At 67.7% G+C, this 25,387-nt stretch carries 26 protein-coding genes; 20 read left to right on the forward strand and 6 right to left on the reverse strand.

The features are described 5' to 3' along the window. Positions 1 to 7 precede the first annotated feature (7 nt). The 6 genes from ACNO8X_RS08355 to ACNO8X_RS08380 all read left to right on the forward strand — a co-directional run bounded on the left by ACNO8X_RS08355 (position 8) and on the right by ACNO8X_RS08380 (position 5,102). Positions 8 to 328 carry a heavy-metal-associated domain-containing protein gene (locus ACNO8X_RS08355; protein ID WP_418004917.1) on the forward strand — a complete coding sequence of 107 codons (321 nt, stop codon included), beginning with the start codon at positions 8 to 10 and terminating at the stop codon, positions 326 to 328. A gap of 67 nt (positions 329 to 395) precedes the next feature. Continuing rightward, a complete protein-coding gene (locus ACNO8X_RS08360) occupies positions 396 to 1,361 on the forward strand; it encodes a GlxA family transcriptional regulator (protein WP_418004918.1) in 966 nt (321 codons plus the stop codon). Positions 1,362 to 1,388: 27 nt separating this feature from the next. Next, a complete protein-coding gene (locus tag ACNO8X_RS08365; protein WP_418004919.1) occupies positions 1,389 to 2,102 on the forward strand; it encodes a DJ-1/PfpI family protein in 714 nt (237 codons plus the stop codon). Between the two features lie 22 nt (positions 2,103 to 2,124). Next, the gene (locus ACNO8X_RS08370) at positions 2,125 to 2,931 is read left to right on the forward strand and encodes an alpha/beta fold hydrolase (RefSeq protein WP_043984919.1); all 807 of its coding nucleotides are present in this window, start codon (positions 2,125 to 2,127) and stop codon (positions 2,929 to 2,931) included. Between the two features lie 21 nt (positions 2,932 to 2,952). After that, the gene (gene menD / locus ACNO8X_RS08375; RefSeq protein WP_418004920.1) at positions 2,953 to 4,602 is read left to right on the forward strand and encodes a 2-succinyl-5-enolpyruvyl-6-hydroxy-3-cyclohexene-1-carboxylic-acid synthase; all 1,650 of its coding nucleotides are present in this window, start codon (positions 2,953 to 2,955) and stop codon (positions 4,600 to 4,602) included. Positions 4,603 to 4,634: 32 nt separating this feature from the next. Beyond that, on the forward strand, positions 4,635 to 5,102 hold the full coding sequence (locus ACNO8X_RS08380; RefSeq protein WP_418005824.1) for a DUF3592 domain-containing protein: 468 nt from the start codon (positions 4,635 to 4,637) through the stop codon (positions 5,100 to 5,102). On the opposite strand, the gene ACNO8X_RS08385 is transcribed toward ACNO8X_RS08380, so the two are convergent. Next, positions 5,099 to 5,773: a DsbA family protein gene (locus tag ACNO8X_RS08385; protein WP_418004921.1), complete on the reverse strand. Its 675-nt coding sequence runs from the start codon at positions 5,771 to 5,773 to the stop codon at positions 5,099 to 5,101. The two genes, ACNO8X_RS08380 and ACNO8X_RS08385, sit on opposite strands and share 4 nt — an antisense overlap. Positions 5,774 to 5,895: 122 nt before the next feature. On the opposite strand from ACNO8X_RS08385, the gene ACNO8X_RS08390 reads away from it, so the two are divergent. Beyond that, positions 5,896 to 7,023: a glycosyltransferase family 4 protein gene (locus ACNO8X_RS08390; RefSeq protein ID WP_418004922.1), complete on the forward strand. Its 1,128-nt coding sequence runs from the start codon at positions 5,896 to 5,898 to the stop codon at positions 7,021 to 7,023. A 2-nt stretch (positions 7,024 to 7,025) separates the two neighbouring features. Here ACNO8X_RS08390 and ACNO8X_RS08395 read toward each other — a convergent pair whose 3' ends face one another. Beyond that, complete coding sequence (locus ACNO8X_RS08395; RefSeq protein WP_418004923.1) at positions 7,026 to 7,850, reverse strand: SDR family oxidoreductase; 825 nt, start codon at positions 7,848 to 7,850, stop codon at positions 7,026 to 7,028. A gap of 57 nt (positions 7,851 to 7,907) precedes the next feature. On the opposite strand from ACNO8X_RS08395, the gene ACNO8X_RS08400 reads away from it, so the two are divergent. The 4 genes from ACNO8X_RS08400 to ACNO8X_RS08415 all read left to right on the forward strand — a co-directional run bounded on the left by ACNO8X_RS08400 (position 7,908) and on the right by ACNO8X_RS08415 (position 11,025). After that, positions 7,908 to 8,612, forward strand: a complete 705-nt coding sequence (locus ACNO8X_RS08400) for a demethylmenaquinone methyltransferase (RefSeq protein ID WP_043985000.1) — start codon at positions 7,908 to 7,910, stop codon at positions 8,610 to 8,612. Between the two features lie 2 nt (positions 8,613 to 8,614). Then, positions 8,615 to 9,550 (forward strand): CobW family GTP-binding protein, encoded by a 936-nt coding sequence (locus tag ACNO8X_RS08405; protein WP_418004924.1) that lies wholly within the window; start codon positions 8,615 to 8,617, stop codon positions 9,548 to 9,550. A 53-nt stretch (positions 9,551 to 9,603) separates the two neighbouring features. Then, positions 9,604 to 9,885 carry a pyrimidine/purine nucleoside phosphorylase gene (locus ACNO8X_RS08410; RefSeq protein ID WP_418004925.1) on the forward strand — a complete coding sequence of 94 codons (282 nt, stop codon included), beginning with the start codon at positions 9,604 to 9,606 and terminating at the stop codon, positions 9,883 to 9,885. Between the two features lie 81 nt (positions 9,886 to 9,966). Next, a complete protein-coding gene (locus ACNO8X_RS08415; RefSeq protein ID WP_418004926.1) occupies positions 9,967 to 11,025 on the forward strand; it encodes an alpha/beta hydrolase in 1,059 nt (352 codons plus the stop codon). Here ACNO8X_RS08415 and menJ read toward each other — a convergent pair. Then, positions 11,018 to 12,238 (reverse strand): menaquinone reductase, encoded by a 1,221-nt coding sequence (gene menJ, locus ACNO8X_RS08420; protein ID WP_418004927.1) that lies wholly within the window; start codon positions 12,236 to 12,238, stop codon positions 11,018 to 11,020. The genes ACNO8X_RS08415 and menJ overlap by 8 nt on opposite strands. 21 nt (positions 12,239 to 12,259) lie before the next feature. Here menJ and grcC1 point away from each other — a divergent pair, with 21 nt between their 5' ends. The 3 genes from grcC1 to ACNO8X_RS08435 all read left to right on the forward strand — a co-directional run bounded on the left by grcC1 (position 12,260) and on the right by ACNO8X_RS08435 (position 15,143). Continuing rightward, the gene (gene grcC1 / locus ACNO8X_RS08425; RefSeq protein ID WP_418004928.1) at positions 12,260 to 13,267 is read left to right on the forward strand and encodes a nonaprenyl/(2E,6E)-farnesyl/geranylgeranyl diphosphat synthase; all 1,008 of its coding nucleotides are present in this window, start codon (positions 12,260 to 12,262) and stop codon (positions 13,265 to 13,267) included. Positions 13,268 to 13,367: 100 nt separating this feature from the next. Further along, positions 13,368 to 14,231: a zinc metalloprotease HtpX gene (htpX, locus tag ACNO8X_RS08430; protein ID WP_133761114.1), complete on the forward strand. Its 864-nt coding sequence runs from the start codon at positions 13,368 to 13,370 to the stop codon at positions 14,229 to 14,231. Positions 14,232 to 14,438: 207 nt separating this feature from the next. After that, positions 14,439 to 15,143: a DUF1326 domain-containing protein gene (locus ACNO8X_RS08435; RefSeq protein WP_418004929.1), complete on the forward strand. Its 705-nt coding sequence runs from the start codon at positions 14,439 to 14,441 to the stop codon at positions 15,141 to 15,143. An 84-nt stretch (positions 15,144 to 15,227) separates the two neighbouring features. Here the strand turns inward: ACNO8X_RS08435 and ACNO8X_RS08440 are convergent, their stop codons facing one another. Beyond that, complete coding sequence (locus ACNO8X_RS08440; RefSeq protein ID WP_418004930.1) at positions 15,228 to 17,405, reverse strand: SulP family inorganic anion transporter; 2,178 nt, start codon at positions 17,403 to 17,405, stop codon at positions 15,228 to 15,230. A 464-nt stretch (positions 17,406 to 17,869) separates the two neighbouring features. On the opposite strand from ACNO8X_RS08440, the gene ACNO8X_RS08445 reads away from it, so the two are divergent. The 4 genes from ACNO8X_RS08445 (at position 17,870) to ACNO8X_RS08460 (ending at position 21,286) form a co-directional block, all read left to right on the forward strand. Beyond that, a complete protein-coding gene (locus ACNO8X_RS08445) occupies positions 17,870 to 18,652 on the forward strand; it encodes a response regulator transcription factor (protein ID WP_043984926.1) in 783 nt (260 codons plus the stop codon). 19 nt (positions 18,653 to 18,671) lie between these two features. Next, positions 18,672 to 20,243 (forward strand): sensor histidine kinase, encoded by a 1,572-nt coding sequence (locus tag ACNO8X_RS08450; protein ID WP_418005825.1) that lies wholly within the window; start codon positions 18,672 to 18,674, stop codon positions 20,241 to 20,243. Positions 20,244 to 20,382: 139 nt separating this feature from the next. Then, positions 20,383 to 20,679: a hypothetical protein gene (locus ACNO8X_RS08455; RefSeq protein ID WP_418004931.1), complete on the forward strand. Its 297-nt coding sequence runs from the start codon at positions 20,383 to 20,385 to the stop codon at positions 20,677 to 20,679. Between the two features lie 49 nt (positions 20,680 to 20,728). Further along, entirely contained in the window at positions 20,729 to 21,286 is a 558-nt protein-coding gene (locus ACNO8X_RS08460) for a hypothetical protein (protein ID WP_231575692.1), read from the forward strand. A gap of 25 nt (positions 21,287 to 21,311) precedes the next feature. Here ACNO8X_RS08460 and ACNO8X_RS08465 read toward each other — a convergent pair whose 3' ends face one another. Further along, positions 21,312 to 22,337, reverse strand: a complete 1,026-nt coding sequence (locus ACNO8X_RS08465; protein WP_133761119.1) for an NAD(P)H-dependent glycerol-3-phosphate dehydrogenase — start codon at positions 22,335 to 22,337, stop codon at positions 21,312 to 21,314. A 115-nt stretch (positions 22,338 to 22,452) separates the two neighbouring features. Here ACNO8X_RS08465 and ACNO8X_RS08470 point away from each other — a divergent pair, with 115 nt between their 5' ends. Together ACNO8X_RS08470 and ACNO8X_RS08475 are read left to right on the forward strand one after the other, a co-directional pair. Further along, positions 22,453 to 24,336, forward strand: coding sequence for an alpha/beta hydrolase (locus ACNO8X_RS08470; RefSeq protein WP_418004932.1), 1,884 nt, complete (start codon positions 22,453 to 22,455; stop codon positions 24,334 to 24,336). A 91-nt stretch (positions 24,337 to 24,427) separates the two neighbouring features. Then, positions 24,428 to 24,850: a hypothetical protein gene (locus ACNO8X_RS08475; RefSeq protein WP_418004933.1), complete on the forward strand. Its 423-nt coding sequence runs from the start codon at positions 24,428 to 24,430 to the stop codon at positions 24,848 to 24,850. Positions 24,851 to 24,853: 3 nt separating this feature from the next. On the opposite strand, the gene ACNO8X_RS08480 is transcribed toward ACNO8X_RS08475, so the two are convergent. Next, entirely contained in the window at positions 24,854 to 25,345 is a 492-nt protein-coding gene (locus tag ACNO8X_RS08480) for a YajQ family cyclic di-GMP-binding protein (protein WP_418004934.1), read from the reverse strand. Between the last annotated feature and the right edge of the window lie 42 nt (positions 25,346 to 25,387).

Here is a 25,387-nt window from a genome sequence, read left to right on the forward strand (position 1 = left end):
AACGACGTTGACTGATCTGGCTCAACCCGAGAGCGAGGTGCCGGGCGCTCACCCGATCTACCTCGACATCACCGGTATGACGTGTGGAATGTGTTCCGGCCGCGTACAGCGGGCGCTCAACAAGGTCGACGGGGTGCGCGCAAGAGTCAGTATTGCCACCAAGACCGCCACGATCGAGACCGCGCGCGACATCAGCGTCGACGAGCTGTGCGCCGTCGTACGGGAGGCCGGTTACGGCGCGGGACCGCGCGTCGGCGCACCTGCCGAAGAGGCCCCGGCGGCGCGCGGATGGTGGCAGCAGCTCGTGGGCCTCATCGCACCGCGCTGACGACGCTGTCCTGATTTGTGGGCACCATGGCGTAGACGCCATGGTGCCGGCGTCGCACCATGGAGGTGTGACGCGATCTGTCGTGATTCTGGGTTTCGCCGGCGTCCAGGCCATGGACATCGTCGGGCCCCATGACGTGTTCACGGGCGCTGCCCTGCAGTTGGCCGCGCAACAGCAGCCTGGCGGCTACGAGGTCAGCCTGGTGTCGGTGGGTTCCGGGCCGATCAGCACGCTGACCGGCCTGGAATTCGTCGCATCGGCGGCACCCGACCCGAGTGGCGCGATCGATACGGTGATCATCCCCGGCGGTTTCGGTATCGAGGCCGCTCGCAAGGACCCAGCCGTCATCAATTGGATTCGTGCGGTGGCGCCGAATGCCCGCCGGATGGTCAGTGTGTGTTCCGGCGCTTTCCTGCTCGCCGAGGCCGGCCTGCTCGACGGCTGCCGCGCCACCACACATTGGGCCTCGGCCGAACACCTGGCTCGCGAATTTCCCCAAATCATGGTCGATCCCGACCCGATTTTCCTGCGTAGTTCCGATCGGGTGTGGACCGCCGCCGGGATCACCGCCGGCATCGATCTGGCCCTGAACCTGGTGGAAGACGACTACGGCACCGACGTGGCTCAAACGGTGGCCCGTTGGTTTGTGCTGCACCTGCGCCGGACCGGTGGTCAGACCCAGTTCGCTCCGCCGGTGTGGATGCCCCGGGCAAAGCGAGAGCCGATCCGCGAGGTGCAAGAGGCCATCGAAGCCGAACCTGGTGCGGCACATCGCATTCCGGACCTGGCGCGGCGCGCGGCGATGAGTCCGCGGCATTTCACCAGGGTGTTCACCGAGCAGGTCGGAGAGCCTCCGGGGGTCTACGTAGAACGGATCCGTACCGACGCCGCCCGCCGCCAGCTGACCGAAACAGACGACACGGTGGGTGCGATCGCGGCCCGATGCGGTTTCGGGAGCGCAGAGACGCTGCGTCGCAATTTCTCCCGCAGAGTCGGCATCTCACCAGACCTGTACCGAAAATCCTTCGCCTGAGACGTCCCTCTACACAAAGGAGAACACATGCAGATCGCGATCGTCGTGTATCCCGGGTTCACCGCGCTCGACTTCGTCGGGCCGTACGAATCGCTGCGGTATCTGCCCGATGCCGAGATCCGCTTCGTCTGGCACGAGGTCGGTCCGGTGGTCGCAGACTCCGGGGTCCTGCTCGTCGGGATCACCCATACCTTCGACGAGACCCCGTCGCCCGACATCGTCCTGATCCCGGGCGGGTTCAGCACCATGGAGCACGCCCGCGACGAGAAGGTGCTCGACTGGGTCCGGCGGGCCCACCAGAGCTCCACCTGGACGGCCTCGGTCTGCTCGGGGTCGGTGATCCTCGCTTCCGCGGGTCTGCTCACCGGCAAACGCGCGACGTCGCACTGGGCGGCCGTGCAGCTGCTGCGCACCTTCGGCGTCGAACCCGTCACCGATGAGCGGATCGTGCTGGCCGGCGAGCACATCGTCACCTGTGCGGGCGTCTCCGCCGGCATCGACCTCGGGCTGTGGCTGGCCGCGCAGATCGCCGGCGAAGACAAAGCCAAGGCCATCCAGCTGTCGATGGAGTACGACCCGCAGCCGCCGTTCGACTCCGGCCACATGTCCAAGGCCTCGGCTGCCACCAAGGCCTCGGCGACCGCGCTGATGTCCCGAGAGCTGCTCAAACCCGCACAGCTCAAGGCCACCACGGCGCTGCTGTGGGACCAGGCCCTCAAACGCATCCGTTCCCGCCGCTGACGGGTCCAGTAACCTCGGCCGGGTGAATCTGGCATTCGACGACCGCGGCGGTACCGGCGAGCCGGTGCTGTTCATCGCAGGCCGAGGCGGCGCCGGCCGCACCTGGCATCTGCACCAGGTGCCGGCGTTCCAGCGGGCCGGCTTCCGCTGCATCACGTTCGACAACCGCGGCATCGGCGCCACCGAGAACGCCATCGGTTTCTCCACCGACCAGGCGGTCGCGGACACGGCCTCGTTGATCAACAAGGTCGTCGGCGGCCCGGTGCGCGTCGTCGGGGTGTCGATGGGGTCGTTCATCGCCCAGGAGCTCATGGTCGCGCGGCCCGAGCTGGTGTCCTCGGCGGTGCTGATGGCCACGCGTGGCCGCGAGGACCGCGCCCGCACCTTCTTCCGCGAAGCCGAGCGGGCGTTGCTGGCCGCGGGTATCGAGCTGCCGCCCGAAGTGGACGCGAAAAACCGTCTGCTGGAGAACTTTTCACCCAAGACCCTGAACGACGACCGCGCCGTGCAGGACTGGATCGAGATGTTCACCATGTGGCCGACCAAGGCCACCCCGGGCCTGCGCGCCCAACTGGCCGTCGCGCCGGAAACCAACCGGCTGCCGGCCTACCGGCAGATCGCGGTGCCCGTGCAGGTGATCGGGTTCGCCGACGACGTCGTGCTGCCGCCGCACCTGTCCAAGGAGGTGGCCGACGCCATCCCGCTGGGCCGCTACCTGGAGATCCCCGACGCCGGCCACCTCGGCTTCATCGAGCGTCCCGATGTGGTGAACGCCGCCGCGCTGGAGTTCTTCGCTGCCAACCCGACGTCGGCGGGGCCGACTGGTTAGGCCCTGTGACACGCTGTAGCAATGAACCCGTCGACGATTCAGGCGCGGGTCGTCGTCGACGAACTGATTCGCGGCGGCGTCCGCGACGTGGTGCTGTGCCCCGGCTCGCGTAACGCGCCACTGGCATTCGCGCTGGCCGACGCCGACCGGGCCGGCCGCCTGCGGCTGCACGTCCGCATCGACGAGCGCACCGCCGGCTACCTGGCCGTCGGCCTGGCGGTCTCCGAGGGTGCACCGGTCTGCATCGCGATGACGTCGGGCACCGCGGTGGCCAACCTCGGTCCGGCGGTGATCGAGGCGAACTACGCCCGCGTGCCGCTGATCGTGCTCAGCGCCAACCGGCCGTATGAACTGCTCGGCACCGGCGCCAACCAGACCATGGAACAGCTGGGCTATTTCGGCAATCAGGTGCGGGCGACCATCAGCCTCGGGCTGGCCGAGCCGACGGCCGACGTGGCCGCGTGCAACGCCCAGTGGCGCTCGGCGACCTGTCGAGTTCTGGTGGCGGCCAAGGGTTCTCGCACTGCCAATGCCGGCCCGGTGCAGTTCGACATCCCGCTGCGGGAACCGCTGGTGCCCGACGACGAAAACGAGGTGCCGCACGGCGCCCCGTACTGCCCTGAAGGCCGCCCCGACGGCCGGCCATGGACCTACACCCCGCCGGTCACGTTCGACCAGCCCCTCGAGATCGACCTGACCGCCGACACTCTCGTCATCGCCGGCCACGGTGCGGGCCGCCACGAGAACCTGGCGCACCTGCCGACCGTCGCCGAACCGACCGCACCGCCGGCCGACAACCCGGTGCATCCGCTGGCGCTGTCACTGGTCAGGCCGCAGCAGGTGATCATGCTGGGCCGGCCCACGCTGCACCGGCCGGTGTCGGCGCTGCTCGCGGACCCGTCGGTGCCCGTCTACGCCCTGACCACCGGGCCGCGCTGGCCGGATGTGTCCGGCAATTCGCAGGCCACCGGCACCCGGGCCATCACCTCCGGGACGCCGGACCCGGACTGGCTCCGCCGTTGCGCCGAAGCCAACGCCCGCGCCGAGCACGCGGTGCGCGACCAGCTCGCGGCCTATGAACTGACCACCGGCCTGCACGTGGCGGCCGCGGTCGCCGACGGCCTGCAGCCCGGCGATCAACTGGTGCTCGGCGCCTCCAACCCGGTGCGTGACGCCGCACTCGTCGGGCTGAACTCGCACGACATCTCGGTGCGGTCCAACCGCGGCGTCGCCGGGATCGACGGCACCGTGTCCACCGCCATCGGCGCCGCGCTGGCCCACACAAAAGGCCGGACCGTCGCGCTCATCGGCGACCTGACCTTCGTGCACGACAGCTCGGGGCTGCTGATCGGCCCCACCGAGCCGACACCGAAGGCGCTGACCATCGTCGTCTCCAACGACAACGGCGGCGGCATCTTCGAGTTGCTGGAGCAGGGCGATCCCCGGTTCTCCGACGTGTCCTCGCGCATCTTCGGCACCCCGCACGACGTCGACATCGCGGCCCTGTGCCGGGCGTACCACGTCGAGTGCCGGCAGGTGGAGGCCGACGGACTGGCCGCCGCGCTGCGCGAACCGTTCGAGGGTATGCGCGTGCTGGAGGTCAAGGCGGACCGGTCCACCCTGCGGTCGCTGCACGCTTCGATACGGGCGGCGATCAAGGGCGCCCATTGACTTGGGCGGGCCTGCGGTGCCGGGCCAATACCTTGTGGGACAAGCTGATTCAGCTTCTGGTCGGCAACGGCGAGGAGACCCGGTCGCAGCGCGCCATCCGCCGGATCCGGATCGGCATCGTCATCGTGGCGTGCCTGGTGACCCTGCAATCGGTGCTACTGGTGCTCGGTGCCTGGCGTAACGATCAGCAGATCGAGCACAACATGGGAACCGCGGCCGCCGAGGTGCTCTCGGCCGGCCCGCGGCGCTCCACCATCGAGTTCGTGACGCCCGACCGCGTCACCTACCGGCCCGAGCTCGGCGTGCTGTACCCGTCTGAGCTGGAGACCGGGATGCGCATCTACGTCGAATACGACCGCAGCAACCCGGATCTGGTGCGGGTGCAGAACCGCAACGCGTCGCTCGCCGTCATCCCCGCCGGATCGATCGCCGTGGTGGGCTGGCTGGTCGCCGGGGTCCTGCTCGGCTTCGTGACGCTCGTACAGCGCCGGCTGGGTTAGGTGGTCCGCTGACCTCCGGTCAGCTTGGCCAGCCACCCGGCCTCCTGGATGTCGACCACGGCATCGGCGCTGAGGTCGTACACCGTGGGCGTGCCGGCGTCACCGTCGCGGATCGCTTGCAGCCGGGTCTCGTTGGTCAGTGTCATCTCGTCGGTGTCGACGGCATGTCCGCCGGACTGGATGCTCGCCACGGCCTCGGCGCTGACGCCGGAGTCGGCGGCCCAGCCCGCGAGCTGACCGTCGGACGGCGCCGAACCCCCGGGGCTCTGGTGCCCCCACAGTGTCGCGACGTACGCCTGCAGTGCCGGCGCCGAGGTGCCGTGCCCCGCGGCCAGGAACATCGCGCCCGCGACCTTGGCCGAATAGCCGTACCCGGTGTCCAAGAAGGTCACCGGGCGGTAGGTCACGGTCAGCAGCCCGAGGGCGATCAGGCCCTTCATCTCCGGTCCGTCGGTGTCCTGCAGGTGCGCACAGTGCGTGCACTGCGGCTCGGTGTACACCTCGATCTGCGCGGGGGCGTCGGGCCGGCCCGCGATGATGCCGAAGCCGTCCGCGGTGAGGGAGACGCCCGGCGCATCCGGGTCCTGCAACGCGGATCCCGTGACGGTGCGGCCGCAGCCGGTGAGGGTCAGCACGGTGGCCAATACGAGGATCAGCCGAGGTAGACGCATGCTGACCCCTTTCTCACCTCGATGCGACAGACGATACCGGTGGTACCCGAGTTGTGCGGGTCTTCGCGTCGCGTACCCCTGTCGGCAACCTGACGGTCAGGCTGCGCTGCCAGCCTGCAGGTGTGCGAGTTGCGATCGTGGCGGAGTCCTTTCTCCCGAATGTCAACGGCGTCACCAATTCGGTGCTCCGGGTGCTCGAGCACCTCCACCGGAACGGCCATGAGGCGCTGGTGATCGCGCCGGACACACCGCGCGGCGAAGAACCCGCCGACGCTTTCTGCGGAGATGTGCCCGTGCACCGCATCCCGTCCCGCATGTTTCCCAAGGTGACGTCGTTGCCGTTGGGTGTGCCGCGGCCGCGAATGGTGCGGGTACTGCGCGATTTTCGTCCCGACGTGGTGCACCTGGCCTCGCCCGCGCTGCTGGGCTACGGCGGACTGCACGCCGCGCGCTTCCTCGGTATCCCGACCGTCGCAGTGTTCCAGACCGACATCGCCGGGTTCGCCCAGAGCTACGGCGTCGGCATGATGACGAACGTCGCGTGGGCCTGGAATCGGCATCTGCACTCGCGGGCCGACCGGACCCTGGCGCCGTCCAGCGCGACGATGGAAGACCTTGTCTCCCATCGGATTCCGCGCGTGCACAAGTGGGGTCGCGGCGTCGACGTCACGGGCTTCGCGCCGTCGGCGCGCAGTTCCGCGCTGCGGGCGCAATGGTCGCCCGACGGTAAGCCGGTGGTGGGCTTCGTCGGCCGGTTGGCTCCGGAGAAGCACGTCGAGCGCCTGGCCGCGCTGGCCGGCCGCAATGACCTGCAGCTCGTGGTGGTCGGTGACGGAATCGACCAGGCGAAGCTCGAAAAACTCTTGCCCACAGCAGTTTTCACCGGTGCGCTGTATGGCCGGGAGCTGGCCACGGCATACGCCAGCATGGACGTTTTCGTGCACCCGGGGGAGCACGAGACGTTCTGTCAGGCGGTACAGGAGGCCATGGCGTCGGGTCTGCCGGTGATCGCCCCGGATGCGGGTGGCCCGCGCGACCTGGTGACGCCCATGCACACCGGATTACTGTTGCCGGTAGCGGATTTCGAGGCGTCCCTGCCCGCCGCGGTCGATCACCTGCTGGCCGAACGGTCCCGCTACTCGGTGGCCGCGCGGCGCAGCGTGCTGGGCCGCACCTGGCCCGCCGTGTGCGACGAACTCCTCGGCCACTACGCCGCCGTCCTCGGCGAGCGCCGCGCCCTCGCTGCCTAGCGTCAGCCTTGGGCGAGCTCGGCGACGGGCTGCCACTCTTCCCAGGTGCGCAAGCGGTTTTCGTAGTCGGCCTTGGCGATCTGCAGCGGTGCACTACCGAAAAAGACTCGCAGCGGCGGGTTTTCGGCATCGACGATCTTGAGCACCGCGGCGGCCGACGCCTCCGGGTTGCCCGGTACCGCGTTGCGCTCGCCGCGCCAGCGCGCGACGTCTGCGCGCAGCCCGTCGTACGCCTCGAGCTCGGTGGTCCGCTTCGCTGACGCGCCACTCCAGTCCGTCGAGAAGCCGCCCGGCTCGATCAGCGTGACGTGAATCCCGAACCGCTCCACCTCGGCGGCCAATGACTGAGAGAAACCCTCCAGTGCCCACTTGGACGCGTGGTACGCGCCGAGGCCCGCGAACGCACTGATGCCACCGATCGAGGACACCTGGATGATGTGCCCGCCGCCCTGCGCGCGCAGGTACGGCAGCGCCGCCTGCGTGATCCACAGCGCGCCGAAGACGTTGGTTTCGATCTGATCCCGGGCCTCGGCCTCGGACAGCTCCTCGACGAAGCCGAACTGGCCGTAACCCGCGTTGTTGACGACGACGTCCAGCCGGCCGAAGTGCTCGTGCGCGGCCTGCACCGCGGCGATGTCGGCGTCCCGGTCGGTGACATCGAGTGCGATCGGCAGCAGGGCGTCGCCGTACTCGGCCACCAGATCGTCGAGCGTCGACACATCCCGCGCCGTCGCGGCCACCTTGTCGCCGCGCTCCAGCGCCGCAGCCGTCCACTCCCGTCCGAAGCCGCGCGATGTACCCGTGATGAACCAGACTTTTGCACCCATGCGGCTTACAGCCCCTGCGGTGGCCGTTCCATTCCCGTGGCCGGTAGCGTCAACCACGTGAGTCGCGCGTCATTGGAGAAGGATCCGCACGAGGTCGCGTCGATGTTCGACGGCGTGGCCCGTCGCTATGACATCACCAATACGGTGCTGTCGCTGGGGCAGGACCGGTTCTGGCGGCGGCAGACGCGCGCGGCGCTGGGCATCGGCCCAGGTGACAAGGTGCTGGACCTGGCTGCCGGGACCGCGGTGTCGACCGTCGAACTCGCGGCGTCCGGCGCGTGGTGCGTGGCCTGCGATTTCTCGGTCGGTATGCTGGCCGCCGGCGCGGCCCGGGACGTCCCGAAGGTCGCCGGCGACGCCACCAAACTGCCGTTCGACGACGGCGTGTTCGACGCGGTGACCATCAGCTTCGGGCTGCGCAACGTCGTCGACTTCACCGCCGGCCTGCGCGAGATGGCCCGCGTGACCCGGCCGGGCGGCCGCCTGGTGGTGTGTGAGTTCTCCACGCCGACCAATCAGCTGTTCGCCACGGCCTACAAGGAGTACCTGATGAAGGCGCTCCCGACGATGGCCACCGCGGTGTCGTCCAATCCCGAGGCGTACGTCTACCTCGCCGAGTCGATCCGGGCCTGGCCCGACCAGGACGACCTGGCGCGCCAGATCGAGGCCTCCGGCTGGTCGCAGGTGAAGTGGCGCAACTTGACCGGTGGCATCGTCGCGTTGCACGCCGCGGTGAAACCGCCGATTGGCCTCTCCGTCTGATCTTGAGTATTCCCGTCCTCGCTGTCGCCGGCTTTCTGGGCGCCGGTAAGACCACGCTGCTGAATCACCTGCTGCGCAATGGCCGCGGGGCGCGAATCGGTGTGCTGGTCAACGACTTCGGCTCCGTCAACATCGATGCGATGCTGGTCGCCGGTCAGGTCGACGCCATGGCGTCGCTGCCGGGCGGCTGCATCTGCTGCGTCGCCGAGGACGGTGAAGTCGCCGAGATGCTGGGCAAGCTGGCGGCGGTGCGCCCGGCCCTCGATCTGATCGTGGTGGAGGCCAGCGGCGTCGCCGAGCCGCCCGCTGTGGCGCGCACCATCATGACCGCCGGCTCGGACGACTTCCACTACGCCGGCCTGGTGCTGGTGGTCAATGCGACGGAGCCAGAGTTCGGGCACGGGTTGCCGGTGGCCGATCTGGTCGTGCTCAACCGCGCCTCTGAAGCCGCCGACATCGACGACGTGCTCGCCCGGATTCGCGCCCAGAATCCGCGAGTTCCGGTGCAGCTCACCGATTTTGCGCGCATTGATCCGACGCTCCTCATCGACGTCCCGCAGCGCGCCCCACAGGCCCAGCTGTCGTTCGACGAGCTGCTGCACGACGATCACGACCACGAGCACCCCGTCTACGAATCCGTCGAGTACGCCACCGACGCTGTGCTGAATCCGCGCCGGCTGCTGGCCCTGCTGCGGGACCGTCCCGAAGGTCTGTACCGGGCAAAGGGTTTCGTCGACTTCGGGGCCGGACACCGGTACCTGCTGCAACTGGTGGGTGGCTCGCTGCGGCTGCAGAAGCGCCGCGGCTCGGGCACCCAGCTGGTGTGCATCGGCACCGGTATGGACACCGACGGAGTACGCGCGGCGCTGCACGAGTGCACCACCGAGCCGGCCGACGAGAACGCGATGCTCGGGGTGCACAGATACGTGGTGCACTAGCCCGCCTGGCTGCCCGATATTCTGGCCCCTCACCTGAGTTCGAGGAGCCCCAGTTGTTCAAGGTCAATGAGTACTTCGATGGCAAGGTCGCATCGATCGCGTTCGCGCCCGCGGAGGGCCCCGCGACCGTCGGCGTCATGGCCGTCGGCGAATACGAGTTCGGCACCTCCAGCCTCGAGATCATGCACGTCGTTTCCGGCGCCCTGACCGTCAAGCTGCCCGGCAGTGACGAGTGGGAAACCTTCGCCGCCGGAACGCAATTCACCGTGCCGGCCGACAGCAAGTTCGGCGTCCGCGTCGAGGTCGAGACCGCGTACCTCTGCGAATGCCGGTAACCCATCCGCCGACGGTTTGAACTTGGTCGCGACTTTTCACAAAGTCGCGACCAAGTTCACTTTGTGCACCAAGATGGGCCCATGCCCTTTGGACGCCTCGCTGACCCTGACTGCACCATCGGCACCGACCCGCGCGCTGATCCGCGCATGGTCAAAGGACTCGCCGCGTTCGGGATGGACGGCCGACTGCCCGAACCGCCCCTGACGCTCGACTCCCCGCTCGAGCAGCTCGTGGAGTTCTCCAACTTCGCCGAACAGGGGACCGGCGCCGTCCTGAAGATGTTGGGGGAGAAGGCCCCTGCGCCCGAGGGCGTCAGCAGCACGACCACCACCATCACCGGTGCCGACGGCAACGAGATCACGCTCTACATCAGCCGGCCCACGGAGGCCGCCGGTCCGTTGCCCGCTGTGGTGCACCTGCACGGGGGTGGGATGGCCATCCTCAGCGCCGCGGACATCCAGTACGTCCGGCTCCGCGAGAACCTCGCGGCGGCAGGGCTCGTCGTCATCGGCGTCGAGTTCCGCAATTCCGGCGGCGCACTGGGCCCGCACCCGTTCCCCGCCGGACTCAACGATTGCGCGGCAGCCGTCCGGTGGACGGCGGCGAACAAAGACCAGCTCGGCATCAGCCACCTGATCGTGTCGGGGGAGTCCGGCGGCGGGAACCTGACACTGACGGTGGCGCTGAAGGCCAACCGGGAGGGCTGGGGCGACGAGATCGCCGGCGTCTACGCCCAGTGCCCCTACATCTCCAACCGGTGGCTCGAGGACGCCGACGACCTGCCGTCGCTGCGCGAGAACGACGGGTACTTCATCAGCTGTCTGCAACTGGCCCTGCTGGGTGCCCTCTACGACCCAAACCAGGAGCATGCGCAGGACGGCACCTGCTGGGCCGGGGTGGCCACCGATGCGGATATGGCAGGCCTTCCGCCGCACGTCATTTCGGTCAACGAGCTCGACCCACTGCGCGATGAGGGCCTGGTCTACTACCGCAGGCTGGCGGGCGCCGGGGTGAGCGTCGTCGGCCGGATCGTGGCCGGCACCTGCCACGCCGGGGACATCCTGCTGGCCGGCGCCATGCCTGACGTCTTCGCCGCCACCATCCGCGACATCGTCGGGTTCGCGCGGTCGGTCAGCTGAACGGCTTGCGCTGATCCAGCCGGCGCGAGCCCCGTCCGGCGCGGCGCCAGATGCGGGCGACCGCGTCGGTGTCTTCTTCGGTCACCAGGTTGCCCATGGCCCGGACCGCGACCGTCATCAGGTACTGCGACCGCATCGCGACCGGGCCGGTGATCGGCAGGAACTTCGGCACGGTCAGCAGGATCGCCAGCCGGCGCGCCACCGAGAACCCCGCGGCATAGTGCTCCTGCAGCACGGCGGGCCAGGCCGCGCTCAGATCACCTGAGCCCAGCAGGTCGGCGGCCAGCCGCCCGGTCTCCAGGCCGTAATCGATGCCCTCGCCGTTGAGCGGGTTGACGCACGCCGCGGCGTCGCCGATCAGCATCCAGTTGGGCCCCGCCACCCCGGACACCGCGCCACCCATCGGCAGCAGCGCCGACTTGGCCAGCCGGGGCTGACCCTCGAAGCCCCACTCGTCGCGGCGCAGGTCGGTGTAGTGGGCGAGCAGCGGGCGCAGCGCGGCGTCTGCCGGCCGCTTCTCGGTGGCCAGCGCGCCCACGCCGATGTTCACGTCGCCGTTGCCCAGCGGGAAGATCCAGCCGTAGCCGGGCAGCACCTCGCCCTCGGGCGAGCGCAGCTCCAGGTGCGAAGTGATCCACGGTTCGGCGTGTCGGGGTGTCTCGATGTAGGCGCGGATCGCGACCCCGTACACCGTCTCCTGATGCCACTGCCGGCCCAGCACCCGGCCCAGCGTCGATCGGGCGCCGTCGGCGACGATGAGCTCACCCACGCCGATCTCTTGCCCGTCATCGAGCTTCAGCGTGCGCACCCGGCCGGTGGCGTCGTGCTCCACGTCGACGGCTTTGACGCCCAGCAGCATCTTCGCGCCGGAGTCGGCCGCGACCTGCCGGATCCGGTCGTCGAGTTCGGTGCGCGGCACGGCGCTGCTGGTGGCAGGGAACGACGGCCCGGGCCACCGGACCTCGCGCTGCGCGCCGAACCCGGCCATGCGCAGACCGTGATGGCTGACCCGGCCCTCGAGCCACTCGCCGAGCCCGAGCTCACGCAGCTCCGCGATGGCCCGCGGAGTCAGGCCGTCGCCGCAGGCCTTGTCCCGGGGGAACTGCGCGGAGTCGATCACCAAGACGTCGCGGCCCCGGCGCGCTGCCCAGGCGGCAGCCGCGGAACCTGCCGGCCCGGCTCCGACCACGACCACATCTGCGTGCACGACCATGCCGCCCAGTATGTTGGACCCATGAAGACACCAGCGACAGTGGTCGCGGGCGTGGACTTTGGTGACGCCGCCTTTGCCGCGCAGGTTCGCGACGCGGTCGCGCGTATCGAAGACCTGATGTCGACCGAGCTGGGCAAAGCTGACGAGCTGATGGCCGAGGCGGTCCAGCACCTGTTCCAGGCTGGTGGCAAGCGGTTCCGTCCGCTGTTCACCGTGCTCTCGGCGTCGCTGGGGCCGAACCCCGACAACGACGACGTCTCCATCGCGGGCGCCGTGATCGAGCTCGTGCACCTGGCGACGCTGTACCACGACGACGTCATGGACGAGGCCCAGGTGCGACGCGGCGCGGACAGCGCCAACGCCCGCTGGGGCAACAACATCGCCATCCTGGCCGGCGACTACCTGTTCGCCACCGCCTCGCGTCTGGTGTCCCGGCTGGGGCCCGACGCGGTCCGCGTCATCGCCGATACCTTCGCCCAGCTGGTGACGGGCCAGATGCGCGAGACCCGCGGCGCCGTCGAAGGTGCCGATCCCGTCGAGCACTACCTGAAGGTCGTCTACGAGAAGACCGCGTGCCTGATCGCGGCCTCCGGCCGGTTCGGCGCGACGTTCTCGGGCGCCGATGAGGAGCAGATCGAGCGGCTCAGCCGGCTCGGCGGCATCGTCGGCACCGTCTTCCAGATTTCCGACGACATCATCGACATCGACAGCGATCCCGACGAGTCGGGCAAGGTGCCGGGCACCGACCTGCGCGAAGGCGTGCACACCCTGCCGGTGCTGTACGCGCTGCGCGGCACCGAGGCCGACGCCGACCGGCTACGGGTGCTGCTGGCCAAGCCCATCGACAACGACGCCGACCTCGCGGAGGCGCTGGCGTTGCTCCGGGCGTCGGAGGGCATGGTCGAGGCGAAGCGCACCGTGCAGCGCTTCGCCGCGGACGCTCGCACAGAGCTGAACAACCTCCCGGACCTGCCCGGCCGGCTGGCGCTGCTCAACCTGGTCGAGTACACCGCTGACCGCCACGGCTGACCGTCGATCGGGACACCGCGGAACCAGGCACCAGCTGCCGTGCGTTCAATTCAGTGAGTTGATTGCGCTGAGCACTGACTGCGCTTGGAGGAGCTAGCTGATGACGTGGAATCCGCACGCGAACACCGCGAAGACGTTCGCGCTGCTGGCGGGCTTCTCGACGCTCATCGTGCTGATCGGTTCGTTGTTCGGCAAGAACATCATGTACCTGGCGGTGCTGTTCGCCATCGGCATGAATGCCTACGTCTACTTCAACAGCGCCAAGATGGCGCTGCGGGCCATGCACGCGCAGCCGGTCAGCGAGATGCAGGCGCCGGCGATGTACCGGATCGTCCGCGAACTGGCCACCACCGCGCGGCAGCCGATGCCGCAGTTGTACATCAGCGACACCGCTGCCCCCAATGCCTTCGCCACCGGGCGCAATCCCCGCAACGCCGCCGTGTGCTGCACCACGGGCATCCTGAACCTCCTCAGTGAGCGCGAACTGCGCGCCGTGCTGGGGCATGAGCTGTCGCACGTCTACAACCGCGACATCCTGATCTCCTGCGTGGCGGGCGCCATGGCGTCGGTGGTGACGGCACTGGTCAACGTGGCCTACTTCATCGGCATGTTCGGTGGCGACCGCGACGACCGACCCAATCCCTTTGTCCTGCTGGTTCTTTCGATCGTCGGCCCGTTGGCCGCGACCATCATCCGGCTGGCGGTGTCGCGCTCGCGTGAGTACCAGGCCGACCAGTCGGGCGCTGAGCTGACGGGCGACCCGCTGGCGCTGGCGAGCGCGCTGCGCAAGATCAGCGACGGCGTGCAGCAGGCCCCGCTGCCCCCTGAGCCGCAACTGGCCGACCAGGCCCACCTGATGATCGCGAACCCGTTCCGGGCCGGCGAGAAGATCGGCAAACTGTTCTCGACCCATCCGCCCATCGAGGAGCGGATCGCGCGCCTGGAGCGCATGGCTGGGCGATAGCGCCCGGCTTCCCTGTTGACCCTGCGCTGAGGGTCTTCGTTACTCACACTTTTGCGGCCTGGTTGCAGGGTCAACGCGGTGCGGGCCGCGCATACGAAACTCATCGAAAGATACCCCCTGGGGGTACTTGACGCGTGCTGCGATCGCTGCGTAACGTCGTCTGCGTCAGATACCCCAAGGGGGTATAAAACGAGAAGGGATTCAGCGATGACGGTGGCGGTAACCCCGAAGACCGATTGGCATCTACGCGGCGAGTGGTTCGATGTGTGCAGCTGCAAGCTGCCCTGCCCGTGCAGCTTCGCGCAGGAGCCCACGCACGGCGACTGCCTGTTCACGCTCGTCTGGCAGGTGCACGAAGGGCATTACGGCACAACCGATTTGAGTGAACTTGGGGTGGTGGCCCTGGGTGAGTTCGCCGGCAACATGTGGGTGGGTGACCCGGACGCCACCATGAAGCTGATGTTCTACATCGACGAGAAGGCCGATGCCGACCAGCGGCTCGCGCTGGAGCGGATCTTCCGTGGCGACGAGGGCGGCTGGCCGGGGGAGTTCGGCAGTCTGATCAGCGAGCTGCGGGGCATCGAGTACGCGCCGATCAACTTCGCGGCGGCTGACGACCTCGCCTACTGGCGGGCGGAGATTCCGGGCAAGGTCGATGTGCGGGTCGACGCGCTGACGGGGCCGACGGCCGATCCGAACCGCCGCGTCACGACCGTCAACGCCCCGGGCGCGGAGGTGGGGCCGGGACAGGTGGCGACGTGGGGCGTGGTGAAGAAGGCCGACGCCGTCGGGTTCGACTTCTCCCACGAGTACCTCGGCGCGTCGAGCAAGCATTTCCCGTTCGACTGGCGGCCCGACGGCACGATGCCCGTCGTCGAGGTTTCCGCCGGCGGCACCTGCCGCTGCAACTGACCTGGAAATGATCCGGAAATGACACTGCGCCCAGGGCCCGCCGCTCTCGCGGTTTACGGCCCTGGGCGCAGGATCAATCAGGTACTACTCGGCCACCTCGACCAGACGGTCCACGCCGACCGGCGTCACCCGCAGGGCGGCCGCGCTGCCGATGTCGTAGAACAGCCCGATCACCTCGAGCTCGCCCGCGCGGTGCCGGGCCCGGACCAGCGGATGGGCGGCGAGGGTCTGCACCTGGAGGGCGACGTTGACGATCGACAACTGGTCGACGACGCCGAAGCCTTCCTCGGCCGCGGCCAGTGCCACCGGGTGGCGGCCGTCGTCGAAGGCGCGCAACGTCGCGTCGCCGTGCTCCAGCCAGGTGTGCAGGTGTTCGTCCTGGCCCTGATCCTTGCTCAGCACTGCGGTCATGGCGCCGCAGCTGGAGTGGCCGCACACCACGATCGAGGAGACCTGCAGGACGTCGACGGCGAACGCGATGGCCGCCTCGATCGAGGCGTCGGTCCGTCCCTCCGGGATCAGGTTGCCGACGTTGCGCACTGTCAGCAGGTCGCCGGGGCCACTGCTGGTGATGAGGTTGGGCACGACCCGCGAGTCGACGCAGGTGATGAACAGCGTCTCCGGCTTCTGGGTGTGGGCCAGCTCCTCCATGTGCGGACGCAGCACGGGTGCGGTGCGGCGGTGGTACGTCTCCAGGCCTTCCATGACGGAGTTGGTCTGGGTCTGCGACTTCCACGGGACGACGCCGGACCGCTTGTCGAACGGGGTGAACGTGCGGGTCGGCGGGCCGGCTGTCGCGTGATGGAGCTCGGCGGTGCCGTGCTCGTGGATCTCTACCGAGCCACCGCCGGCCACGTGCTGGCGCTTCCACTCGTCGATGGTTTCGTGAGCGGCGTGGTCGATGAAGTCCACCGACAGGTCGATCGTGACGTCGGAGCCGGCCGGCAGCGAGGCCAGCGCCGAGGTCAGGCGCGGCAGCGACAGGAAACTGACGGAGCCCTCGATGACGATGCGCCAGTCGTTACCGGCGATGTGCTCGGTGACGATCTTGGCCCGGATCACGCGCCAGACGGTCAGCGCCACGGCCAGGGCGAGGCCGATCAGCACACCCTCGAGCAGGTTGAGGAAGACGACGCCGAGAATCGTGATCGCGTAGACCGCGATATCGCCTGTGCGCCGGGCGGTTTCGATGTGCGCCTTCTTCACCAACTGGCAGCCGATGACGATCAGCAGGCCGGCCAGCGCCGACGTCGGGATCAGCTGTGCCAGGCCGGCGAACGGCACCGCGAACAACAGGATCCAGAAACCGTGCAGGATGGCGGAAGCCCGGGTCCTGGCGCCGGCGGTGACGTTGGTCGAGCTGCGCACGATCACGCCGGTGACCGGCAGGCCGCCGATGGCGCCGGAGACGGCGTTGGCCGCCCCCTGGCCGATCAGCTCACGATCGAAGTTGGTGCGGGGGCCGTTGTGCATGCGATCCACCGACACCGCGGACAGCAGACTCTCGACGCTGGCGATCAGCGCGACGGTCAGCACGCCGGCGATGATGCCGTCCCAGTCGCCCGTCGGCAGGGTCGGCAGCGTCAGCGAGTCCAGCAGCGAGCCGTTGATCTGAATGCGTTTGACGTCGAAAGGCAGCGCGACGGACAGCGCGGTGACGCCGACGATGGCCACCAGCGGACCGGGGATCCGGTTGATCGGCGCCGGCACCCAGCGCCACGCCACCAGCGTGACGATGACCAGCATGCCGAGCAGGAACCCGGCGCCCTGGATGTTCGTCAGCTGGGCGGGCAGTTCGTGGATGTTCTCCCATGCGGAGCTGTTGGACTTGCCACCCAGCAGCACGTGCAGCTGCTGCAGCGCGATGGTGACACCGATGCCGGCCAGCATGGCGTGCACGACGACCGGCGAGATCGCCAGCGCGGCCCGGGCCACGCGGCTCAGGCCGAACAGAATCTGCAGAATGCCGGCGCCGACGGTGATGGCGCACGTGACGCCCCAGCCGAATTCGGCGATCAGGCCGGCGACGACGACGGTCAGGCCGGCGGCCGGCCCGCTCACCTGCAGCGGCGAGCCGCCGAGCGCGCCGGCGACGATGCCACCGACGACGGCGGCGATGATGCCCGCCAGGATCGGAGCGTTGGAGGCGACGGCGATGCCGAGTGACAGTGGCAGTGCCACCAGGAATACGACGAGTGACGCCGGCAGGTCGTAGCGCAGTATCGCGCGTAGTCCCTTTGCCGGCGGGGCGGTTTCTAGCATGCCTAGGTTTCCGTTCTCCGTTAGTTGTCCGATGGACACATGTGCAGATGCGCGGCGTGAGTGTTGGCCCGCGCGCCCGCCGACGTCATTGTCGATCAAACATGTTGTGCAACAACATGTTTCATTCTGATTTGGCGGTCGCCGATGAGAATCTGCGCCAATTGCTAAGTGCGAGAGTATTTATCGCCAGACGGGGTCGCAAGGCGAAGGGGACTTCCCATAGAGAACGCAAATCTTCTTGTCGCGCCAGTTGGTTGAGTAATTCGCAATCCTGCGCTACCAGGTGGAATCGGCGCGGCCGGTATGCTGATGATTGGTGGTCCGACCAGTCAAAATGGCTCTATTGCAACGATTCTCGCGCATCACATCGGACTGCGTAAGTGACGTGAGTCATATCGAGGACTAATATTTGAACTCGGTATGAACGCAGTGACAATTTTCGGTGCACTCAACACAATGGAAGAATGACGACGATGTCGGTACCACCTCGCGAGCGTCACCCCCGGGCCGCCGTGCTCGGCCAGCTGCCGCGCATGGAACGTGCCGACGGATCCCCTATCCGGGTGTTGCTGGTCGATGATGAGCCGGCGCTGACCAACCTGGTCAAGATGGCCCTGCACTACGAGGGCTGGGTCGTCGAGGTCGCGCACAACGGCCGCGATGCGGTGACCAAATTCGGCGAGATGGAACCCGACCTCGTGGTGCTGGACATCATGCTGCCCGACACCGACGGCCTGCAGTTGCTGCAGCGGGTGCGCTCGGCGGAGGGCTACACGCCGACCCTCTTCCTCACCGCGCGGGACTCCGTGATGGACCGGGTCACCGGGTTGACCGCCGGTGCCGACGACTACATGACCAAGCCGTTCAGCCTCGAAGAGCTCGTGGCACGGCTGCGTGGACTGCTGCGCCGGTCCAGCCACCTGGCGCCGGAGTCCGACGAAGTGCTCAAGGTCGGCGACATGGTGCTCAACGGTGCCAGCCGGGAAGTGACCCGCGCCGGTGAACTGATCTCGTTGACCGTCACCGAGTTCGAACTGCTCCGGTACCTGATGCGTAACCCGCGACGGGCCATCGCCCGCGCGGAGATTCTCGACCGGGTGTGGAACTACGGGTTCGGCGGCAAGTCGAGCATCGTCGATCTCTACATCTCGTATCTGCGCAAGAAGATCGACACCGATCGTGAACCGATGATCCACACAGTGCGCGGCGTGGGCTACATGCTGCGCCCTGCCGACGCGGAGGACTAATCTGCCCGAGGTGACACGCGTGACCCGGGTCCCGACTCGAGTGCTGGCCCGAAATCCGGCTCGGGTGCCGTGGTGGCGTCCGCGGACCCTGCGTCGGCGTCTCGTGCTCGGCGTCACCTCCCTGGTCACCGTGGTGCTGCTGGCGGTCGGGGTGCTGTCGGTGTACAGCCTGCACAGCTACGTGTCCGCGATGAGCGACGCGGAATTGGACCGTTCGCTCGATGCTCTCGGCCATTCGTATGACCGCTTGGAGATCAAGCGTGGTGACCCGGCGCATCCCATCGACGCCGGGGAAGACGGCCTGACGGCCTTCGGTGGCCAGGCCCCGGGCAATCTCATCGCCGTCGTGCACAAAGGCGTCGTCGTGCAGTCGGCGGTGTTCCCCGACGGGGAACCGAAGCCGGTCCAGCCCGACGTCATCAAGGCTGTCAGTGGGCAGCAGTGGACGAATCTCGGACCGCGCACGGTGAAGCTGCCGAAACTCGGCTGGTACCGATTGGCGGGACAGGACGCCGGCGGCGGTGACGTGCTGGTCTCCGGGGTGTCCATGGAAGAGGCCAACAGCGTGGTGGCGCGCAAGACCGTCGCGGTCGCGGTCATGACGCTGCTGGCCATCGCGCTGACGGCTGTCGGCACCATCGCGGTGGTGAACTATGCGCTGCGGCCGCTGAGCCGCGTGGCCTCGACGGCGGCCAAGGTGGCGACCCGCCAGTTCGGCAGTGAGGACCACCGCATCACCGAACGGGTCCGGCCTGAGGACACCGATCCGCGTACCGAGGTCGGCATCGTGGGGGACACGCTCAACAAACTGCTGGACAACGTCGACAGCGCGCTGGCCGAACTCGCCGCCTCCCACCGTCGGACGCGGCAGTTCCTCACCGATGCCAGCCACGAGTTGCGGACGCCGCTGGCCGCCATCCGCGGGTACGCCGAGCTGACCCGTCAGGACAGTGCGGCACTGCCCGAGACCACCGAATACGCGCTGGCCCGCATCGAGTCCGAGGCGCAGCGGATGTCCGGTCTGGTGGAGGACCTGCTGTTGATATCGCGTCTCGAGGAGCATCAGGACCTCGAGACCGATGACGTCGACCTGTGCGATCTGGTGATCAATGCGGTCAACGACGCCGCGGTGTCATCGCCGGCGCATCGCTGGCGCTCGCGCCTGCCTGACGTGTCGGTGTGGGTACGTGGTGACCCGGCACGGTTGCATCAGGTGATCGGCAACCTGCTGGCCAATGCTCGGGTGCACACGCCGGCGGGAACGGCGGTCACGACGACCTTGACCCCGGGCCCCGGATATGTGGAACTGACCGTCGCCGACGACGGTCCGGGAATTCCCGAAGAATTGTTGCCGAATTTGTTCGACAGATTTGTGGTTGCCGACAAATCGCGTTCTCGCGCGCTCGGAAGCACCGGCCTCGGTCTGGCGATCGTGTCGACGATCGTCAAAGCGCACGGCGGCCGGGTGAAAGTCGAATCAAACACTGCGGGAACCACTTTCCGGGTCCGTTTGCCGATGCTCCGGGACGTCGGCGAGTACGTGACGATGAGTGAGTCGTACACCCCGCACACCGTCGAGACGACTATTTGAGTTTCGCCTGAATTCCGCATGATCCATGCGGGTATCGGTATGCGTTCGACCTGAGAATGCGTTTCTCGCTCAATTCCGCGGCTACTGTCGAAGTTATTGATTCAGTGCAATCTGCGCTGAATGCGGGAGAGGGAAAAACATGAAGAATCCCACGAGGATCCCAGTCGGAACCGGAATCGTCCTGGCCTTGATGGTCGCGCTGGCCGTACCGGCCGCGGCTCGCCCGGTCGTGCCGCCCGGCCCCGGGGAATCCGCGACGCAGACGATCCACCGGCTGCAGACCGAAGGCTTCCGGGTGATCGAGTCACGGGTCGGCAGCGGATCCCTCGACAAGTGCACCGTCACCGCGGTCCGGCACGGCCGCGAGCTGTCGAGTCAGGAAGGCAAGCTGCGCGGCCAGAGCACCACGGTTTACGTCGACCTCGGCTGCAAGTGATTTGACGCTGGCGCTGCGAGCTATGGCGACGGGGTTCTACTCTGAGCAGGTGTTGAGCAGATTCCTGATCGGTGCGGTCGCGGCCACTTGGGCGATCTCGTTGGTGCCGGGCGTTGCCGCGGCCGATCCGCCGCCGGAGCCGGTGCCCCCGCCACCGGGACCCGCCGCGCCGAACCTCAACGGATTCAAGCCCGTCAGCCCGTCGAATTTCGCCAGCAAGGACGGCTCCTTCTACATGTTCCAGGCGCCCGGCGGCCTGACCTGCGTGATGCGCCGCAACGAAGGCGAGTACGGCTGTAGCGGCCCGCTGCCGGGCGCGCCGGAAGGCTCCAACGTGGTCGTCGGCGGTCAGTTCGGTGCGCCGGCGTTCAACATCCTGAATGGACCGAAGTACCTCGGCGAGATGCCGGGCGCGGTGCAGACATTGCCTGCCGGTTCGCGGATCAGCTACCGCAACATCACCTGCGGCACCGACGGGACAATGACGGCGTGCGTCAACGGCTTCGACCAGTCCGGTTTCGTGGTCAGCCCGTCGGGCAGCTTCATCGTCAACGAGTCGAATCCGTTGCTGGACAGGCCGAAAGACCGCAGCCCTTACGCGAACTGATCGCAGCGCCGCGCGAGCGCGGAACTCAGAAGCCCGAGCCGTGTACTTCGTGCCCGGGCTTCTCGAGCATCAGGCCGGCGTAGGCGTCCGCCACCGTGCAGCCGTGGTTGATCACCTGATCCACCTCACGGGCGATCGGCATGCTGAGCCCGTGTGTCTCGGCGAACTCCATGATCACGCTGGCGGCCTTGACGCCCTCGGCGACCTGGTTCATCGACGAGATGATCTCCGCGATGCTCTTGCCCTGGCCCAGCTGCTCGCCGACGTGCCGGTTGCGGCTGCGCTGGCTGGTACAGGTGACGATCAGGTCGCCCATGCCGGCCAGGCCCGCGAACGTGTCCCGGTTGCCGCCCATCGCCACGCCCAGCTTGGACATCTCGGCCACCGCGCGCGCCATCACCATCGCTCGGGTGTTCTCGCCGATGCCCAATGAGTACCCCATGCCGACGGAGATGGCGTACACATTCTTGAGCGCCCCGGCCATCTCGACACCGATCACGTCGTCGGTGGTGTAGGTGCGAAAACGCCTGGTGCGGAACAGGCCCGCGAGATTGGCGGCCAGGTGCTGGTCCGGCATGGCCAGCACGGCGGCGGCGGCGTAGCCCTCGGCGACCTCACGGGCGATGTTCGGCCCGGCCAGGATTCCGGCCGGGTGCCCGGGCAGCACCTCGTCGACGATCTGGCTCATGCGCATGTTGGTGCCCTGCTCCAGGCCCTTGACCAACGACACCACCGGGACCCACGGCCGCAGTTCCTTGGCCAGTTCGCCCAGCACGTTGCGGAAGCCGTGTGACGGCACGCCCATCACGATGACGTCGGCACAGCCCGCCGCCTCGGAGAAGTCGGTGGTCGCCCGCAGTGATTCGGGAAGCGCCACCCCGTCGCCCAGATAGCGGCTGTTGCAGTGCTTTTCGTTGATGTCGGCCGCTGTCTCCGCGGACCGTACCCACTGCAGCGTCGGTCCCCGGCGTGCGCAGATCGAGGCCACCGTGGTGCCCCAGGATCCGCCACCGAGGACGACGACGGTCGGTACGCGCTGCGCTGGTGCCATGGCGACAGGTTATGTCGCCTGGGCGAGCGGAGCGACGGGATTGGCGGAGTGTCCGGTTGGTGGTGCGGATTGAATGTTGTGTCGGGTTGGTACCCGCGACCTGTGCGACGATCAGATGAGGGATCGCCGAGGGGGTGCGGCACTGGTGACGGTGACGGTGTCGCGCGTGCGCGCGGCCAAGCCCGGGGCGCTGCTCGATGCCGCGGACGAGGTACGGACCACATCGGCCGCGCTGGAGATCGTCATCGGCGTCGAGCGCGGCCAGCTGGCGAACTTGAAAGCGAACTGGCACGGGCAGGCCGCCGATGCCGCGGTCGCCAAGGCGCAGCAGCTGATCGACGAGCAGGAGGCCTACCGCGGCAGGCTGAACAAGCTGACCGAGGCGCTGACCGACGGCGGAAATCAGCTGACCTCTCTGCGCAGCACCCTGCTGGAATTCGTCGACACCGCGATCAAACTCGGTTTTTCGGTCAGCGACGATGGCGTGGTCACACCGCAGCAGTGGCTGATCGGGGACTTGGGGCCCCTCAAGAAAGCAGCGGAGTTCTTCACCACGTCCATTCAGGAGCAGTTGAAGGCCTTCGACACCACTGACACGCTCACCGCGACGGCCATCGACCAGGCAGTGCAAGGCCAGAAACCCTCTGCGCCGGTGAACATCGGCGGGCAGGACATCCAGATTCCGCCTCCGGGAACCAACCCTGAGGACGTCGAAAAATGGTGGACCGCACTGACTCCGGAGCAGCGACAGCAGCTGATCGCCCGGCACCCACCCGAATTGGGCAACCTCAACGGCGTCCCGGCGAGCGCTCGGGACGTGGTCAATCAGCAGGTGATGAACGACGACCTGAACCGGGTGCGCGACGTCGCCAACTGCAACCATGTCTCCGAGGACGACGTCCTCAAGGACCCCGGCCGGTTCGGGCTGACGCAGACCGACGCCACCCGGTTCTACAACGCGCGGCGGACCAGCGAGGGGTTGGCGCACCAGCGCGGATCGAACACGGACCCGAACAGGTCACGTCCGGTCATGCTCTGGGCCTACCAACCGGAGGCGGACGGCGGGCAGGGGCGGGCAGCCATCTGCCTCGGCAACCCGGACACGGCCAACAACACCACGGTCATCGTGCCGGGCACCGGGAGCAGTGTCCACGACGGCTGGTTGGCCGACGGTCACGACGACGCCATCCACGTATACGACCAGGCGAAGCTGGCCGACCCGAATCGCTCGACCGCGGTGATGATGTGGATGGGATACGACGCACCCGACAGCTTCACCGATCCGCGGATCGCGAACCCGACCCTGGCTCGGCAGGGCGGCGACCTGCTGGCTGCCGACGTCAACGGCCTGGCGGCCACGCACTTGGGCACCTCCCATGTGACGGTGATGGGGCACTCCTACGGGTCCACCACCGTCGCCGATGCGTGTGCGGGCGGCGGCATGAAAGTCAACGATGTCGTGTTGATCGGTTGCCCTGGAACAGATTTGGCGCACAGTGCGGCGGACTTCCACGTCGATGGCGGCCAGGTGTACGTCGGGGCGGCGTCGACCGATCCCGTCGCCCGGCTCGGTACGGGCGGTCCGGGGGCGGCGCAATGGCTGAACGCCGAGCTCGGAAATCCGCTCGGGCCGGTCGCCGGTCTGGGGACCGACCCGTCGGCAGAGGGCTTCGGCGCCACCCGGTTCCGGGCCGAGGTGGCCGGCGAGACCGGCTGGAGTTTCCATGATCACTCGAAGTACTACGACATGGGCAGTGAGTCGTTGCGCGCGATGACCGACATCGCCAGCGGGCACAGCGAACGCCTTGCGACCGACGGACTACTGGCCGAGGACCGGCACCGGCCGACCTTCTCGACACCCGACCACGTCAACCTGCCGTTCGGAATCGAGGTTCCGGTGCCTCATGTGGACATCCCCGTACCAGGGGCCCCGGCATATTCAGATCCCGAATCCAATCGCCCAGGTGAGACGGTGAAGAACGACCATGATTACAAGTAGTCGATATCGCGTCGGTACAGCGGCTTTCGTCTGTGCCCTGATGTTAGGAGGATGTGGCTTGCTTCCCCACAGCGATCGTCCAGCGCACCCCATGACCGATGAAGAGTCCATGGCCCAGGTCATCAATGCGGGTCGTCAATTGCGGAAAGTGGCTGGGCTGCAAGACGTCAGCGGTGGTGGCTATCTCGCGTTCTGCAATGACGATGGCGATCCGCCGAACAAGGGCTACCTCGAGATGAGTGCGTTGCTGCCGTCGGGCGTCAGCGGCCAGGACTACGCCGAGCAGGTGAAGGCCGCCATGTTGGCGTCGGGGTGGTCAGACAAGCTGCCCTCCCAACACATGTATGGCGGCACCATCAACCGGGACGGCGTCGCGGTCAACATCGAGTACTACCAGGGCGAAAGTCGGCTCGCGTTCAAGATTTACGGCGAATGCCGCAACATGACCAACCATCATGGTGACAGCAAGAACAACGGCACCAACTTGACCAAAGAGCTGAACAGCGACAGCTGAGCGCTACCGGTAGTTGACGAACTGCAGCGCCACCTCTAGGTCGGCGCCCTTGAGCAGGGCGATGACGGTCTGCAGGTCGTCGCGCTTCTTGCTGGACACCCGGATCTCGTCGCCCTGAATCTGCGCCTTGACGCCCTTGGGGCCCTCATCGCGGATGATCTTGGTGATCTTCTTGGCCTGCTCGCTGCTGATGCCCTGCTGCAGCGTGCCCGAGACGCGGTAGGTCTTGCCGCTGGGCTGCGGGTCGCCGGCGTCGAACGCCTTCATCGAGATGTCGCGGCGGACGAGCTTCTCCTTGAACACGTCGACCGCGGCCTTGACGCGCTCTTCGGTCGAGCTCACCAGCTCGATGACCTCGTCACCCTTCCAGGCGATGGTGGTGTCGGTGCCACGGAAGTCGAAGCGGGTGGACAGCTCCTTGGCGGCTTGGTTCAGTGCGTTGTCGACTTCCTGCCGGTCGACCTTGCTGACGATGTCGAACGATGAATCCGCCATTGGATTGCCCTCCGTATCTGCGCCCCTGGTGGGGGTCCCGTT

Origin of the sequence: Mycobacterium sp. PDNC021 (assembly GCF_048282635.1) — a bacterium.
GTDB lineage: Bacteria > Actinomycetota > Actinomycetes > Mycobacteriales > Mycobacteriaceae > Mycobacterium > Mycobacterium llatzerense.

Excerpts from the sequence above, each read along its gene's own strand:
- ACNO8X_RS08365 (WP_418004919.1), top strand. The coding sequence starts at position 1,389 with ATGCAGATCGCGATCGTCGTGTATCCCGGGTTCACCGCGCTCGACTTC.
- menD (WP_418004920.1), top strand. The coding sequence starts at position 2,953 with ATGAACCCGTCGACGATTCAGGCGCGGGTCGTCGTCGACGAACTGATT.
- ACNO8X_RS08385 (WP_418004921.1), bottom strand. The coding sequence starts at position 5,773 with ATGCGTCTACCTCGGCTGATCCTCGTATTGGCCACCGTGCTGACCCTC.
- ACNO8X_RS08395 (WP_418004923.1), bottom strand. The coding sequence starts at position 7,850 with ATGGGTGCAAAAGTCTGGTTCATCACGGGTACATCGCGCGGCTTCGGA.
- ACNO8X_RS08415 (WP_418004926.1), top strand. The coding sequence starts at position 9,967 with ATGCCCTTTGGACGCCTCGCTGACCCTGACTGCACCATCGGCACCGAC.
- menJ (WP_418004927.1), bottom strand. The coding sequence starts at position 12,238 with ATGGTCGTGCACGCAGATGTGGTCGTGGTCGGAGCCGGGCCGGCAGGT.
- grcC1 (WP_418004928.1), top strand. The coding sequence starts at position 12,260 with ATGAAGACACCAGCGACAGTGGTCGCGGGCGTGGACTTTGGTGACGCC.
- htpX (WP_133761114.1), top strand. The coding sequence starts at position 13,368 with ATGACGTGGAATCCGCACGCGAACACCGCGAAGACGTTCGCGCTGCTG.
- ACNO8X_RS08435 (WP_418004929.1), top strand. The coding sequence starts at position 14,439 with ATGACGGTGGCGGTAACCCCGAAGACCGATTGGCATCTACGCGGCGAG.
- ACNO8X_RS08440 (WP_418004930.1), bottom strand. The coding sequence starts at position 17,405 with ATGCTAGAAACCGCCCCGCCGGCAAAGGGACTACGCGCGATACTGCGC.
- ACNO8X_RS08445 (WP_043984926.1), top strand. The coding sequence starts at position 17,870 with ATGACGACGATGTCGGTACCACCTCGCGAGCGTCACCCCCGGGCCGCC.
- ACNO8X_RS08455 (WP_418004931.1), top strand. The coding sequence starts at position 20,383 with ATGAAGAATCCCACGAGGATCCCAGTCGGAACCGGAATCGTCCTGGCC.
- ACNO8X_RS08465 (WP_133761119.1), bottom strand. The coding sequence starts at position 22,337 with ATGGCACCAGCGCAGCGCGTACCGACCGTCGTCGTCCTCGGTGGCGGA.
- ACNO8X_RS08470 (WP_418004932.1), top strand. The coding sequence starts at position 22,453 with ATGAGGGATCGCCGAGGGGGTGCGGCACTGGTGACGGTGACGGTGTCG.
- ACNO8X_RS08475 (WP_418004933.1), top strand. The coding sequence starts at position 24,428 with ATGACCGATGAAGAGTCCATGGCCCAGGTCATCAATGCGGGTCGTCAA.
- ACNO8X_RS08480 (WP_418004934.1), bottom strand. The coding sequence starts at position 25,345 with ATGGCGGATTCATCGTTCGACATCGTCAGCAAGGTCGACCGGCAGGAA.